Annotated in this window: 10 protein-coding genes; 6 read left to right on the top strand and 4 right to left on the bottom strand. The window is 71.5% G+C overall.

Translation table 11 applies throughout. The annotated features are described in order from the left end of the window. The first annotated feature begins 93 nt into the window (after positions 1 to 93). The 5 genes from ACQEV2_RS30015 (at position 94) to ACQEV2_RS29995 (ending at position 8,634) form a co-directional block, all read left to right on the top strand. The gene (locus ACQEV2_RS30015; RefSeq protein WP_433048208.1) at positions 94 to 3,567 is read left to right on the top strand and encodes an NACHT and WD repeat domain-containing protein; all 3,474 of its coding nucleotides are present in this window, start codon (positions 94 to 96) and stop codon (positions 3,565 to 3,567) included. Positions 3,568 to 3,685: 118 nt separating this feature from the next. Next, on the top strand, positions 3,686 to 5,179 hold the full coding sequence (locus tag ACQEV2_RS30010) for an ABC transporter substrate-binding protein (RefSeq protein WP_433048205.1): 1,494 nt from the start codon (positions 3,686 to 3,688) through the stop codon (positions 5,177 to 5,179). After that, positions 5,176 to 6,963 carry an ABC transporter permease subunit gene (locus ACQEV2_RS30005; protein WP_433048202.1) on the top strand — a complete coding sequence of 596 codons (1,788 nt, stop codon included), beginning with the start codon at positions 5,176 to 5,178 and terminating at the stop codon, positions 6,961 to 6,963. The genes ACQEV2_RS30010 and ACQEV2_RS30005 overlap by 4 nt, the downstream gene beginning before the upstream one ends. Beyond that, entirely contained in the window at positions 6,953 to 7,954 is a 1,002-nt protein-coding gene (locus tag ACQEV2_RS30000) for an ABC transporter ATP-binding protein (RefSeq protein WP_433048199.1), read from the top strand. The genes ACQEV2_RS30005 and ACQEV2_RS30000 overlap by 11 nt, the downstream gene beginning before the upstream one ends. Then, positions 7,951 to 8,634, top strand: a complete 684-nt coding sequence (locus ACQEV2_RS29995; protein ID WP_433048196.1) for an ATP-binding cassette domain-containing protein — start codon at positions 7,951 to 7,953, stop codon at positions 8,632 to 8,634. Before ACQEV2_RS30000 ends, ACQEV2_RS29995 begins: the two co-directional genes overlap by 4 nt. Here the strand turns inward: ACQEV2_RS29995 and ACQEV2_RS29990 are convergent. Continuing rightward, complete coding sequence (locus tag ACQEV2_RS29990; protein ID WP_433048193.1) at positions 8,621 to 9,205, bottom strand: TetR/AcrR family transcriptional regulator; 585 nt, start codon at positions 9,203 to 9,205, stop codon at positions 8,621 to 8,623. The two genes, ACQEV2_RS29995 and ACQEV2_RS29990, sit on opposite strands and share 14 nt — an antisense overlap. Before the next feature lie 85 nt (positions 9,206 to 9,290). Between ACQEV2_RS29990 and ACQEV2_RS29985 the strand changes: the two genes are divergently transcribed. Further along, on the top strand, positions 9,291 to 10,832 hold the full coding sequence (locus ACQEV2_RS29985; protein ID WP_433048190.1) for an MFS transporter: 1,542 nt from the start codon (positions 9,291 to 9,293) through the stop codon (positions 10,830 to 10,832). 57 nt (positions 10,833 to 10,889) lie between these two features. Here ACQEV2_RS29985 and serA read toward each other — a convergent pair whose 3' ends face one another. The 3 genes from serA to ilvN all read right to left on the bottom strand — a co-directional run bounded on the left by serA (position 10,890) and on the right by ilvN (position 14,396). Continuing rightward, positions 10,890 to 12,479, bottom strand: coding sequence for a phosphoglycerate dehydrogenase (gene serA / locus ACQEV2_RS29980; protein ID WP_433048187.1), 1,590 nt, complete (start codon positions 12,477 to 12,479; stop codon positions 10,890 to 10,892). Positions 12,480 to 12,743: 264 nt separating this feature from the next. Then, positions 12,744 to 13,742 carry a ketol-acid reductoisomerase gene (gene ilvC, locus ACQEV2_RS29975; RefSeq protein ID WP_093722997.1) on the bottom strand — a complete coding sequence of 333 codons (999 nt, stop codon included), beginning with the start codon at positions 13,740 to 13,742 and terminating at the stop codon, positions 12,744 to 12,746. A gap of 129 nt (positions 13,743 to 13,871) precedes the next feature. Next, positions 13,872 to 14,396, bottom strand: a complete 525-nt coding sequence (ilvN, locus tag ACQEV2_RS29970) for an acetolactate synthase small subunit (protein WP_031485293.1) — start codon at positions 14,394 to 14,396, stop codon at positions 13,872 to 13,874. Position 14,397: the final 1 nt, after the last annotated feature.

Here is a 14,397-nt window from a genome sequence, read left to right as displayed (position 1 = left end):
CCGACCAATTCGGGGGGCCTTGTGTACCGGCACGTGCTCACGCGGGCGATGCAGGTGGTGTCCTGCGTTCTCTCCGTGCTCGTGGGCCTCTCGATGAACTATGCGACCAACGTCGAGCACCCGCCGGCCTTCCTCGCCTTCCTGCAACGGTGGTCGGTCTCCGCCCTGGTGGTCACGGGCGTGATCTTCATCCTGCTGACCTGGTGGCTCAGCAGGTTCGACCAGCCCGTCACGACCAGAGCGGTGTCCTGGTCCGAGCGGCTCTCCCCCTACCCGGGACTTGAACCCTTCGACGAGCGCTACAGCAGTGTGTTCTTCGGTCGCGACCAGGAGATCGTCGCCCTCAGCCGTAGGATCAACCCGCCCTCGCGGACACAGAGTTCGCAGACCCTGGTCGTCACCGGAGCGTCGGGAGCGGGCAAGTCGTCCGTCCTCCGGGCGGGCCTCCTGCCGCAGCTCGCGCGGCGGGCTCAGTGGATCGTCGTCAGCCCCTTCACGCCGGACATCAACCCCTTCGCCGGGCTGGCGCAGGCGTTGGCCTCGGGGTCGCCCGTCACCACCGCGGCATCCGTGGAGGCCGAACTGCGCCGGACGGGGGCCGCCGCCCTGAGCCGGCACCTGGACGCCATGCGCGGCCGGCACCGCGGCGGCCCTCGCCCGGTGGTCATCACCGTCGACCAGGCCGAGGAGCTGCTCACCCTGGTCACCGACGAGGAGCGGGACGCCTTCCTCGGTCTGCTCGACGCGGCCCTGCACGGTGACCACCGGCTGAAGGTCGTGTTCGCCTTCCGTTCCGAGTTCATCACCCGTCTGGGGACCCTGCCCCATGCGCACCTGTTCCGCGACACGTTCTTTCTCGGGCCGGTGGCGCGCAGGTCCCTGTTCAAGGTGGTCGCGGAGCCGGCCGCCCGGGCGGGCATCGGCTTCGAACCCGGTCTGGTGGATCTGATCGTCAGCGAGGCGAGTGGAGGCGACGCCCTGCCGCTGCTGGCCTACACCCTGCAAGCCCTCGTCCCGGACCTGGACCGGCCCCAGCAGATCTCCGTTCAGGAGTACGAGGCGATCGGTGGAGTGGCCGGGGCGCTGACCGAACGGGCCGATCTCATCCTGTCCGGCCTGACCGCGGACGATCCCGACGCGCCGGTGCTGCCGACCCTGCTGAAGTTCGTGACGATCACCGAGGGCCAGCCCTCGCAACGCCCGGTGCCCAAGAACGCTCTGCAGCCGAGGGAGCAGGCGGTGACCGAGGCGTTCCTCGCCGACCGGCTGCTGGTGAGCGACGGGGACGGCAGCGAGCCGATTCTGCGGGTGGCCCACGAGGCGCTGTTCCGGCAGTGGCAGCCGCTCCGGCAGTCCATCGACGCGGCGGCGGAGGATCTGGCGCTGGCGGCCGACGTGGAGCGCTGGGCCACGGAGTGGGACACCGCCGGCAGACGCGAGTCGTATCTGCTGCGGGACGAGCGTCTGCGCCGGGCGCTGGGCTGGCTGTCCCGGCAGTGTGACGCCGTGGCCACCCGGCCGGTCGCCGTCGAGTTCCTGGAGTCCTCCCGCCGGGCCGACGAGGAGGCGATGCGCTGGCTGTCGGAGACGGTCGCGCAGCGCGCTCTGCTGGCGGTCGAGGACGATCCCGAATCGGGTCTGCTGCTGGCCCTGGCCGCGCTGGAGGACTGTGCGGACACCCATCTGGCCCGGCTGGCGCTGGTCAGCGCGCTCGCCTCGACCCGTATGTGCGTTCCGCTGACCGGGCACACGGGCCTCCTCCAGCGGGTGGCGTGGTCCCCGGACGGACAGCGTCTGGCGACCGCCTGCTACGACGGCACCGTTCGCATCTGGCGGGCCACGGACGGCGCGGTGGAGCGGGTCGTCGACGCCGGTTCCGGCTATCTGCACGAGGTCGCCTGGTCCCCGGACTGCCGTCTGCTGGTGACCGCGGGCCACGACGGCACCGCCCGCATCTGGTCGGCTCAGGACGGGTCCGCCACCGCGGTGCTGACCGGCCATGACGCGGAGATCCGCGGTGTGGCCTGGTCACCGGACGGGACGGTGATCGCGACCACCTCGCAGGACGGGACCGTCCGCCTGTGGGACCCGGTGACCGCGCGGCAGACCGCCGTGCTGACCGATCATGACGGGTTCGTTCACGCGGTGGCCTTCGCTCCCGACGGAGCCCGGCTGGCGACCGGCGGGCAGGACCGGCTGGTGCGGATCTGGGATGTGGCCGACCGCACCCTGGTGGGCGTGCTCGACGGCCACCAGGAACTGGTACGCACCGTCGCGTGGTCCTCCGACGGGCGGCTGGCCAGCGCGGGATACGACCACACGGTCAAGGTGTGGGACGTCGCCGCGGGCCGGGCGGCGCTCACCCTGCCGGCGGCGAAGGACCTGGTGCAGTCCGTCGCGTGGGCGCCGGACGGCACCCGGCTCGCGTCGGCGGCCAGCGACTGCACGGCCCGCGTGTGGGACGCGTCCACGGGAGCCGAGCTGATGGCCCTGCACGGGCACCAGAGCGTGGTGCGCGACGTCGCCTGGTCGCCCGACGGCGCCCGCATCGCCACCGTCGCCAATGACGGCTCCGGCCGGATCTGGGACCTCATGCGCCCCGACGACGTGGTCGTCCTGCGCGGACACGACGCGCTGGTCGAGGCGGCCGCCTGGTCACCTGACGGGCGGCTGCTGAGCACCGCCTCCTTCGACTGCACGGCCCGGGTGTGGGACGCCCGGCACGGCATCTGGCTGCACACCCTGGAGGGGCACCGCGACCCGGTCCGGGACGTGGCCTGGTCCCCGGACGCCCAGTTCATCGCCACCGCCTCCAACGACCGCACTATGCGCATCTGGTCCGCCGCGACCGGCCAGATGCTGAACACGGTCCAGGCCCACTCCGACCGGGTCGAGGGGGTGGCCTGGTCACCGGACGGCACGCGCGTCGCGACCAGCGCCCACGACCGTACGGTGCGGGTGTGGGACGCCTCCACCTGGGAGCTGCTGCACACGCTCGCCGGTCATGAGGACCTCATCCGCGACGTCTGCTGGTCACCGGACTCCACCCGCCTCGCCTCGGCCGCGGTCGACCGCACGGTGCGGATCTGGGACGCGGACACGGGAGCCGAGCTGCACTGCCTGACCGGCCCCACGGACTTCGTCCAGGCGGTCGCATGGTCGCCCGACGGTACGCACATCGCCTCCGTGTCGAACGACAGGACCCTTCGGATCCACACAGCGGCGGACGGAAGTCAGGTCCGCGCGATGACCGGCCACGACGACACCGTCCGGGACGTCTGCTGGTCGCCTGACGGCCGTTTCGCCGCCACCGGCTCCGCGGACGGCACGGCACGGATCTGGGACGTCGAACGGGGCGCGGAGCTGCTGATCCTCGGCGTGCACTCGGGCGGCGTCGAAAGCGTCGCCTGGTCACCGGACGGCGCACGGGTGGCCACGGCGTCCCGGGACCAGACCGTCCGCATCTGGTCGGTCGCCACGGATCTGCAGACCCTGATCGACAGGGGCCGCAGCCGGGCCAGTCGCGCGCTCAGCGCGGAGGAACGGCGCCGCCACGGTCTGCGGTAGCGGCGGTCGCCCCGACCGGCGAGCCCGGAAGGGCAGGCGGGATTATTGGAAATGATTGTCATCATGCTACGGTTCGCAGCAACCGCTCTCTTGACCACCCTTTTACCCGGAGGGTCCCGTGCGCCACCCCGCCCGCCTACTCCCCGCCACCGCCCTCACCGCCGCCTCCGCGCTGCTCACCGGCTGCTTCGCCGGTGCGGAGTCGTCCGCGGGCACCGAAGCGGGCGGCAAGCGCATCCGCGTCGCGCACATGCTGCCGCCCCGCTCCGGCCTGTCCCCCCTGAGCGACGACGCGTTCAAGCTCTCACGCTGGTCGACCGCCGAGACCCTGGTGAAGCTCGACGAGGACGGTGACGCCCAGCCGGCCCTCGCCACCGAGTGGCAGCAGTCCGGCCGTACCTGGACCTTCGAGATACGCGACGGCGTCACCTTCCACGACGGCACGAAGCTCGACGCCGAGGCCGTCGTGCGGTCGCTCACCAAGGCGGCCGGCGCCTCCCCCAAGCCCCGCATCCTCGACGGCGTGGAGCTGACCGCGAAGGCCGAGGACACCGACACGGTCACGGTCACCACCGGCACCGAGGATCCCCTCGTCCCGCAGCGGCTGAGCTCGCCCCAGCTGTCGATCCTGGCCGCCAAGGCCTACAACGGGAAGACGGTGAACCCGGTCGGCGCCGGCACCGGCCCCTTCGAGCTGGTCGAGGTCAACGGCACCGCCTCCGCCTCCCTCGACCGCTACGACGCGTACTGGGGCGGCAAGGCCAAGGCTCCGGGAATCGACGTCACGTTCGTGCCGGACGGGACCGCCCGCGCCGCCGCCCTGCGCACCGGCGAGGCCGACATCGTCGAGGCGATTCCGGTCTCCCAGGCCGCCGTCCTCGACCAGGACCTGATCACCGAGGTCCCGATGCCGCGCACCAACACGCTCTACCTGAACACCGAGAAGGGCGCTTTCAAGGACGCCTCGCTGCGTGCCGCCGCCCGGGAGGCGATCGACGCCAAGTCGATCGTCGAGGGCGTGTACGAGGGACGGGCGGATGTCGCCGAAGGGCTGCTCGGGCCCGCCCTGCCGTGGGCGGCCGACCTGCGCACGCCCGTCAAGCACACCGAGGCCGGCAAGCCGAACGGCACGACGATCACCATCGGCACCTTCACCGACCGGGCCGAACTGCCCGAGGTCGCCGCCACGCTGCAGCAGCAGCTGCAGAAGGCCGGATTCAAGGTGAAGCTCGACGTCCGCGAGTACGCGAACATCGAATCCGACGCCTTGGCGGGCAAGTTCGACGCGTTCATCCTCTCCCGCGCCACCGTCCTCGATTCCGGCGACCCGGTCGCCTACCTGTACAGCGACTTCGCTTCCGACGGATCCTTCAACATCTCCCAGCTCGCCGACCCCTCCGTGGACGCCGAGTTGAAGAAGGCCGGCGAGACCAAGGCCGGCGACTCCCGCCGCAGGGCGGTCATCGAGGCCGAGGCCGCCGTGCTCACCAAGGACGCGGCGATTCCCATGCTCCACGAGCGGGTCATCCAGGGCGACGCCGCCGGTGTCGTGGACGCGGCCCACGACCCGCGCGAGCGTGAGCTCGTCACGGTGGACACCTACGTCAAGTGAAACCCGCCGTAAGGAAGGTGGCCGGCCCGGCCGGGCTGACCCGCTTCGTCTGTCTCGTCGCCGTCCTGGCCACGGTCGGGCTGCTGCCCTGGCTCTCGCACAAGGACCCGGCGCTCACCGTGCTGCGCGCCCGTTCGGCCGAGCAGGAGGCGACCGGCGAGGCCCTGTCCGCGATCCGCGAGGACCTCGGCCTGGACGCCGGCCCCCTTTCGCTGCTGGGGAGTTGGGCCTCGGACCTGCTGCGCGGCGACTTCGGCACCTCCTGGGTGTCGGGGTACGACGTCCTGCCGTCCGTCGTCGCCGGGCTCCAGGTGTCGCTGGGCCTGATGGGCGCGGCGCTCGGCGTGGCGGTCGTGCTGGCCGCCGTACTGGTGGCGCCGGTGCTGGTGCGGGGGCGCGGGTCGGCCGGGGCGTTCGCCGCCATGCTGGCCGCCGTACCGGAGTTCCTGCTGGCCACCGTCGCACTGCTGGTGTGCGCAGTGTGGCTGGGATGGCTGCCGACAGCCGGCTGGGCGGGCCCCGAGTACCTGGTGCTGCCCGCGATCGCCCTCGGCGTCCCGGCGGGCGGCCTGCTCGGGCGGCTGGTCGCGGACGCGCTGCCCGCCGTCCTCGACGAGCGGTGGGTGGAGCTGTGGCGAGGTGCGGGAGTGAGCCGTACGAGGATCTCGGCGGCCGCCCTCAAGCGCGTCTTGCCGCCGCTGGTACCGCAGTTCGGGATGGTCGCCGTCGGCCTGACCGGAGGCGCGGTCGCGGTGGAGATGGTCTTCGCGGTGCCCGGCATCGGCCGCACGGCTCTGGGCGCGGCCAAGTCGCAGGATCTGCCGCTGCTCCAGGGCTCGGTGCTGGCCCTGCTGCTGCTCGGCCTGCTCGCCGGCGCGGCGGCGGCGCTCACCCGGCGTCGGCTGCTGGGCCCCGCCCTGCGTGACGCCGGTCTGACGCTGCCCCCGGCGCGCCCGGTCCGTACCCACCCGGCGATCCCGTTGGCGCTGTTCACCGTCCTCGCGGTGACCATCGGCTGGGGCCTGCTGCGGGACCCGTACACCGTGGACACGGCCGCCCGCCTCGCCGCCCCTTCCTGGGCGCACCCGCTCGGCACCGACGCCCTCGGCCGCGACGTACTCGCCCGGCTCGGCCACGGTGCCGCCTCGACGGTCGGCACGGCCGCCGCCATCTGCGCCCTGAGCCTGCTGATCGCGCTCGCGCTGGGCTTCCTGCCCGGCGTCGCGGCGGGCGCGGCGGACATCGCCAACGCCCTTCCCCCGGTGATCGTCGGCATCCTGGTCGCGGCGGCGACCGGCCCCGGCACCGGGGGCGCGGCCCTCGCGGTCGCGCTGATCTCGTGGCCGGCGCTGTCCGCGCACGCCGCCGCGCTGGTGCAGGAGGTGCGGGCGTCGACGTTCCTGACCGCCCAACCGGCCATGGGCGCGACCCCGTTCTGGATCCTCACCCGGCACGTCCTGCCGTCCGTCGCCGCCCCGGTCGCCCGGCACGCCCTGCTGCGCCTGCCCGGCATCGCCCTCGCCCTGGCGTCCCTCGGCTTCCTGGGCCTGGGCGCCCAGCCGCCCGCCCCCGAGTGGGGCCTGCTGCTCGACGAGTCCCGCGCCTACGTGGAACGCGCCCCGTGGGCGGCCCTCGCCCCGGCGGTCGCGCTGGCCCTGCTGGCGGGACTGGCGGTGTCGGGGGCGGCCGCGGTCCAGGGGAGGCGCCCGCGGAAAACGACCGGCCGCCCGATCGGCGAGCGCGGGACGGATGCCGTACGGAAGGAGGCCCCCGTTGGAGCCTGAGAACCGCTCCGAAGCGCTGCTGTCGGTGCACGATCTCCGCATCGCCTTCGACGGGGTCGAGGCCGTGCGCGGTCTGTCCTTCGAGGTCCGGCCGCGCGAGGTCCTCGCGATCGTCGGCGAGTCGGGCGCGGGCAAGTCCCTCACGGCCCGGGCGCTGCTGGGCATGCTGCCCCGGGGCGCGACGACGAGCGGGACGATCGAGCCGGACCTCGCGGCCCACCGCGGTCGCCGTATCTCCCTCGTCCCGCAGGACGCCCTGTCCGCCCTCTCCCCCGTGCACCCGGTGGGCGACCAACTCGCCGCCGCCGTACGGTCGGTGTCCCGCGTCTCCCGCAAGGAGGCCCGGGCCCGGGCGGTCGCCGCGCTCGACCGGGTGGGGATACCGGACGCCGCCCGCAAGGCACGGTCGTATCCGCACGAGTACTCCGGCGGCATGCGGCAGCGCGCCGTCATCGCCATGGCGACGATCAACGAGCCGGACATCGTCGTCGCCGACGAACCCACCACGGCCCTGGACGAGGAGCGCCGCGACCAGGTGCTGCGGGTGCTCGCCGAGCAGGGGGAAGCCGTGGGGGCAGCGCTCGTGCTGGTCACGCACGACATGGATGTCGTACGGGACCACGCGGACCGCGTGCTGGTCATGTACGCCGGACGCCTCACCGAACTCGGCCCGGCGGACGAGGTGCTGGGCCGCCCCCGCGCCCCGTACACCGCGGGCCTGCTGGCCTCCCTCCCTCAGCACGCATCCCCCGGCCGCCGCCTCCCCGCCCTGCGCGGCACCCCGCCCGCCCCCGGCGCGCTCCCACCGGGCTGCGCCTTCGCCACGCGCTGCCCGCTCGCGGCGGACGTCTGCCGTACGGCGGAACCGGAGCCGCAGCAGGTGGAGGTACGCCTGGTGGCCTGCCACCGCTGGCAGGAACTCCCCCACCCGGCAAAGCGGTTGTTCCAGGAACCGGAAGAAGAACAGGAAGAGGAGCGGCAGCCCGCATGAGTGACGACGCTCTGCTCGACGTCCGCGACCTCGTGGTCCGCTACGGCGGCGTCACCGCCGTCGACCATGTCTCCTTCAACCTGGCCGCCGGCGAGACCCTTGCCCTCAACGGCCCGTCCGGCTGCGGCAAGTCCTCCACGGCCCTCGCGGTTCTCCAGCTGCGCCGCCCGGACTCCGGTGAAGTCCGCTTCGAGGGCCGGGAGTTGACTACCCTCACCGAGCCCGAGCTGCGCCCGCTCCGCCCGCGTATGCAGCCCGTCTTCCAGGACCCGTACGGGTCGCTGAGCCCCCGCCACCGCATCCGGGACGCGGTGGCCGAACCGCTGAAGGTGCAGGGCCGCTGGAGCAGCGCCGACGGCCCCGCCCGGGTGGCCGAACTCCTCGACCGGGTCGGCCTCGACCCGTCGTACGGCGACCGCCGCCCGCACGAACTCTCCGGCGGCCAGTGCCAACGCGTGGGAATCGCCCGCGCCTTGGCCTCGGAGCCCCGCCTGCTGGTCCTCGACGAACCGGTGTCGTCCCTCGACCCGTCGGTGCGCGCCGGTGTGCTGAACCTGCTCGCCGACCTCCAGGACGCCCTCGGCCTCGGCTACCTCTTCATCTGCCACGACCGGGCGGTCGTTCGGCATGTGGCGGACCGGGTGATCGAGATGCGCGAGGGGCGGGTCATTTCCGGGTAGCGGCCTCGATCACCTGGCGGAGGCCTTCGGTGAGTTCCGCGGCGCTGGGCGCGGTCTCGGGGTCGAACGTCCACTGAGCGATGAGTCCGGTCATCAGCGTCAGATAGAACTTGCCGAGGGTGTCCACGGTCTCGTCCCGGACATCCTCCTCACGCCCGCCCATGAGCAGCGGGATGATGCCGCGCCCGGCCTCCAGCTGGGCACGCGACAGATAGTCGCGCACCTCGGGCAGCTGGTCGCCCAGGGCGATGATCTCCACGCTGAGGCGCCACACCGAGCCGGGCTCCCGCATGGTGCCGATGATGTTCGACCACACCTCTTGGAACCGCTCGATCGAGCCCGGTTCGGCGGTGAGCCCGACGGTCCCGTCGCCCTCGAAGGCGTCGCCCAGCCCCTCGACCAGCGCCACGTACGCCTGCGCCAGCAACGCGTCCTTCGAGCCGTAGTGATAGCCGATCGACGCCAGATTGGTCCCCGACTCCTTGACGATGTCGCGGGCCGTCGTGCGCACGAACCCCTTCGCCAGCAGGCAGCGCTTGGCGCCTTCGAGCAGATCCTCACGGTGTCCCATGGCACCCCACCCTACCCCGGATCCATACGCCCGTCCTATACAAGCGTTCTAGACAAGCGTTTAAGACGCGTGTACGTTCACCGCCATGACAACGAACGCGACGAGCACCACGCCCCCGCCCCCGTCCGGCCGCGCCGGCCGCCGCGAATGGACCGCCCTCGGCGTGCTGATGCTTCCGCTGCTGCTGGTCTCGATGGACGTCTCGGTCCTCTACTTCGCGATCCCGGCGATCAGCGCGGATCTGGAGCCGAGCGGCACCCAGCAGCTGTGGATCTTCGACATCTACGCCTTCGTCCTGGCCGGCCTGCTGATGACGATGGGCTCGCTCGGCGACCGCATCGGCCACCGCCGCCTCCTGCTGATCGGCGCCGCCGCCTTCGGCACCGCCTCACTGGTGGCGGCGTACGCGAACAGCGCCGAGATGCTGATCGCGGCCCGCGCGGTCCTCGGCATCGGCGGTGCGACCCTGATGCCGTCGACGATGGCCATGCTCCGCACGATGTTCGCCGACCCCGCCCAGCGCGCGAAGGCGATCGGCCTGTGGTCCGGCGTGATGACGGCTGGGATCGCGCTCGGCTCGGTGATGAGCGGAGTGCTGGTCGAGTACTTCTGGTGGGGCTCGGTCTTCCTGGTCAACCTGCCCGCGATGGCTCTGCTGCTGATCCTCGGCCCGATGCTGCTCCCCGAGTCGAGGAACCCCGCGCCCGGCCGCTTCGACCGGCTGAGCGTGCCGCTGTCGATGGCGGCCGTGCTCCCTGTGATCTACGGCCTGAAGGAGATCCCGTCCGAGGGCTGGAACGTCCGCTACGTCGTCTCGATCACCGTCGGCCTGCTCTTCGCCGCCCTCTTCGTCCACCGCCAGCGCACGGCCGCGGCACCGATGATCGACCCGGCGCTGTTCCGCGGACGGGGCTTCGCGCCATCGGTCGGCCTCAACCTCGTCTCGGCGTTCGGCGTGATGGGTTCGGCCTACTTCACCACGCAGTACCTGCAGTCGGTGCTCGACAAGAGCGCGCTGGAGGCGGCCCTGTGGGCGCTGCTGCCGTCGGTGCCGATCGGGGCGGCGGCACCGATCGCGACCCAGCTGGTGCACAAGGGCGTCAACCGCGCCTACGTCGTCAGCGCGGGCTTCGCCATCGCCGCGTCGGGCTTCGGGCTGCTGGCCCTCGCGGGTACCGACTCGATGGTGCTGGTGCTGGTCGCCTGTGGGGTGCTGGCCGTCGGGTGCGTCGTGGTGATGTCCCAGATCATGGACCTGGCGATGGGCACCGCCCCGGTGGAGCGGGCGGGCGCGGCGTCCTCCCTGATGGAGACCGGCGCGGAGTTCGGCGGCGCACTGGGCATGGCGGTGCTCGGCTCGATCGGTACGGCGATCTACCGGCACGAGATCCCGGCGTCGGCTCCGGACGTGGCACGCGAGACGCTGGGCGGCGCGCTGGCGGTCGCCGATCAGGTGCCGGGACTGGCGACGGCGGCTCGGGAGGCGTTCACCAGCGGGATGCAGGGGGCGGCGATCGCGGGGGCGGTGCTGCTGGCGGGGGCGGCGGTGCTGGCGGCGGTGGCGCTGCGCCGGGTCGGGATGCGGGAGGTGACGGAGGCACGGGAGCCGGAGAAGGTACCGGCATGACCAAAGGGAAGGGCGGGCTGAGACACCTCAGCCCGCCCTTCCCTTTTTCGTTGAGCGTCAGACCAGGTTCACCGAGCGGGCCGACGTGGCGCCGATCTCCTCAGCCACCTCCGTCAGCACCGCCTGGGACACCGTGTCATCCACCGTCAGGACGGCCAGCGCCTCACCACCGGCCACCGACCGCGACACCTGCATACCGGCGATGTTGATCCCGGCCTCACCGAAGATGCGGCCGACCGTGCCGACGACACCCGGACGGTCCTCGTACTTCAGGACGACCATGTGGTCGGCCAGCGCGAGGTCCACGTCGTAGTCGCCGACCGCGACGATCTTCTGCAGGTGCTTCGGGCCGGCCAGCGTGCCGGACACCGACACCTCCTCGCCGTTGCCGAGCGTGCCGCGCACGGTGACGACGTTGCGGTGGTCGGTCGCCTCCGAGCTGGTCGTCAGGCGCACCTCGACGCCGCGCTCCTGCGCGAACAGCGGGGCGTTGACGTACGACACCGTCTCGTCGACGACGTCCTCGAAGACACCCTTGAGGGCGCTGAGCTCCAGCACCTTCACATCGTGCTGGGTGATCTCGCCGTACACCTCGACGTCCAGGCGCACCGCGACCTCACCGGCGAGCGCGGTGAAGATACGGCCGAGGCGCTCGGCGAGAGGCAGACCCGGCTTGACGTCCTCGGCGATGACACCGCCCTGCACGTTCACCGCGTCCGGGACCAGCTCACCGGCGAGGGCGAGGCGCACCGAGCGGGCGACGGCGATACCGGCCTTCTCCTGCGCCTCGTCGGTGGAGGCACCGAGGTGCGGGGTGGCGACGACCTGGTCGAACTCGAACAGCGGGGAGTCCGTGCAGGGCTCCTTCGCGTACACGTCGAGGCCGGCGCCGGCGACCCGGCCCTCCTTCAGCGCCGAGTACAGCGCCTCCTCGTCGACGATCCCGCCGCGCGCGGCGTTGACGATGCGCACGCTCGGCTTGACCTTGCGCAGCGCCTCGTCGCCGATGAGGCCGAGGGTCTCGGGGGTCTTGGGCAGGTGGACGGTGATGAAGTCGGAGACCTCGAGAAGCTCGTCCAGCGACAGCACCTTGACGCCCATCTGCGCGGCCCGCGCGGGCTGCACATAGGGGTCGTAGGCAACGACCTTCATGCCGAAGGCGGACATGCGCTGCGCGACGAGCGCACCGATGCGGCCGAGGCCGACCACACCGAGGGTCTTCTCGGCGAGCTCCACACCCGTGTACTTGCTCCGCTTCCACTCGCCGTTCTTCAGCGCGGCGTTGGCCTGCGGGATGTTGCGGGCGGTGGCGAGGAGGAGACCACAGGCCAGCTCGGCGGCGGTCACGATGTTGGAGGTCGGGGCGTTGACGACCATCACGCCGGCCTTGGTGGCGGCGGAGACGTCGACGTTGTCCAGGCCGACGCCGGCTCGCGCGACGACCTTCAGCTTCTTCGCGGCGGCGATCGCCTCGGCGTCGACCTTGGTGGCGGAGCGGATCAGGATCGCGTCCACGTCGGCGATGGCAGGGAGCAGTTCGGCTCGGTCTGCTCCGTTGCAATGGCGGATCTCGAAGTCGGGGCCAAGCGCGTCGACGGTGGCGGGCGACAGCTCTTCAGCGATGAGTACGACGGGTTTCGAGCTCACGTGAGTCCTCACATGTCCAATGCGGACGGCCGTCCCGACGGCCGCAGGCGAGGGAGGGTGGTGGCCGCGTGGAAGACGCACGACGCTGTGGGCCTGACGCGTATGTAGTACGGCAGTGTAGTGCCGTGGCGGAGGTCGTCTTACGCCTCTGCGGAAGGATCACCCGGACGGGAAACTCCATTTTGTATGGGGGCTTCGCACGGGGTCCGGAGCAAAGCTCCGTGGCGGCACCCCCTGCCGAGGGTACCGCCACGGACGTGAGGCTTACGCCTCCTCGTTCACCCAGCTCATGAGCTTGCGCAGCTCCTTGCCGGTGGTCTCCAGCAGGTGCTCGGAGTCGGCGTTCTTGTACTCGTTGTACTTCTTCAGACCGCCGTGGTACTCGTCCATCCAGGCCTGGGCGAAGGTGCCGTCCTGGATCTCGGCGAGGACCTTCTTCATCTCGGCCTTGGTGGCGTCGGTGATGATCCGCGGGCCGGTGACGTAGTCGCCCCACTCGGCGGTCTCGGAGATCGACCAGCGCATCTTCTCCAGGCCGCCCTCGTACATGAGGTCCACGATCAGCTTCAGCTCGTGCAGGCACTCGAAGTACGCGATCTCCGGCTGGTAGCCGGCCTCGGTCAGCGTCTCGAAACCGGCCTTCACCAGGGCGGCCGTACCACCACAGAGGACGGCCTGCTCACCGAACAGGTCGGTCTCGGTCTCCTCGGTGAAGGTCGTCTTGATGACGCCGGCGCGGGTGCCGCCGATGCCCTTGGCGTACGACAGGGCGAGCGCGAAGGCGTTGCCGGAGGCGTCCTGCTCGACGGCGGCGATGCAGGGAACGCCGCGGCCCTCCTCGTACTGACGGCGCACCAGGTGGCCCGGGCCCTTCGGGGCGACCATGCAGACGTCCACGCCGGCCGGGGGCTTGATGAAGCCGAAGCGGATGTTGAAGCCGTGGCCGAAGAACAGGGCGTCGCCGTCGTTCAGGTTCGGGGCGATGTGCTCCTCGTAGACCTGGGCCTGGATCGGGTCCGGCACCAGGATCATGATGACGTCGGCCTCGGCGGCGGCCTCCGACGGCGTCACCACGCGCAGGCCCTGCTCCTCGGCCTTCGCCTTGGACTTGGAGCCCTCGTGCAGACCGACACGCACGTCGACACCCGAGTCACGGAGCGACAGCGCGTGGGCGTGGCCCTGGCTGCCGTAACCGATGACCGCGACCTTGCGGCCCTGGATGATGGACAGGTCGGCGTCGGCGTCGTAGAACAGCTCGGCCACTTTGGGTTCTCTCCTTGAGTGCAGGTGTTGCGTCCCACCGTATGACGGCGGGGGGAAGGGAAGTTTCGGGGTCTCGCTATACGGGCGGAATCCGGACGGCCGGTGTCACCCGGCCGTCCGAACGCGTCCTTATGCCGAACGGTCGAGCGCCCGCAGCGACCGGTCCGTGATCGACCGCGCGCCGCGTCCGATCGCGATCGTGCCCGACTGGACGAGCTCCTTGATGCCGAACGGCTCCAGCATCTTCAGCATGGCCTCCAGCTTGTCGCTGGAGCCGGTGGCCTCGATGGTGACGGCCTCCGGGGAGACGTCGACGGTCTTGGCGCGGAACAGCTGGACGATCTCGATGATCTGGGAGCGGGTCTCGTTGTCGGCCCGCACCTTCACCAGAACGAGTTCGCGCTGAACGGCCGAACCGGGCTCCAGCTCGACGATCTTCAGCACGTTGACGAGCTTGTTGAGCTGCTTCGTCACCTGCTCCAGCGGGAGGTCCTCGACGTTCACCACGATGGTGATGCGGGAGATGTCGGGGTGCTCGGTGACGCCGACCGCGAGCGAGTCGATGTTGAAGCCGCGGCGGGAGAACAGGGCGGCGATCCGGGCGAGGATGCCCGGCGTGTTCTCCACCAGGACGGAGAGCGTGTGCTTGGACATG

The sequence above is a fragment of the Streptomyces sp. CA-251387 genome (assembly GCF_050936625.1).
Classification (GTDB): Bacteria; Actinomycetota; Actinomycetes; order Streptomycetales; family Streptomycetaceae; genus Streptomyces.
The sequence above is the reverse complement of the archived record's forward strand: the minus strand, read 5'-3'. Positions and strand labels throughout refer to the sequence as shown.

Coding starts and splice junctions, on each gene's coding strand:
- ACQEV2_RS29990 (WP_433048193.1), bottom strand. CDS start 9,205: ATGGGACACCGTGAGGATCTGCTCGAAGGCGCCAAGCGCTGCCTGCTG.
- ACQEV2_RS29995 (WP_433048196.1), top strand. CDS start 7,951: ATGAGTGACGACGCTCTGCTCGACGTCCGCGACCTCGTGGTCCGCTAC.
- ACQEV2_RS30015 (WP_433048208.1), top strand. CDS start 94: ATGAACTATGCGACCAACGTCGAGCACCCGCCGGCCTTCCTCGCCTTC.
- ilvN (WP_031485293.1), bottom strand. CDS start 14,396: ATGTCCAAGCACACGCTCTCCGTCCTGGTGGAGAACACGCCGGGCATC.
- ACQEV2_RS29985 (WP_433048190.1), top strand. CDS start 9,291: ATGACAACGAACGCGACGAGCACCACGCCCCCGCCCCCGTCCGGCCGC.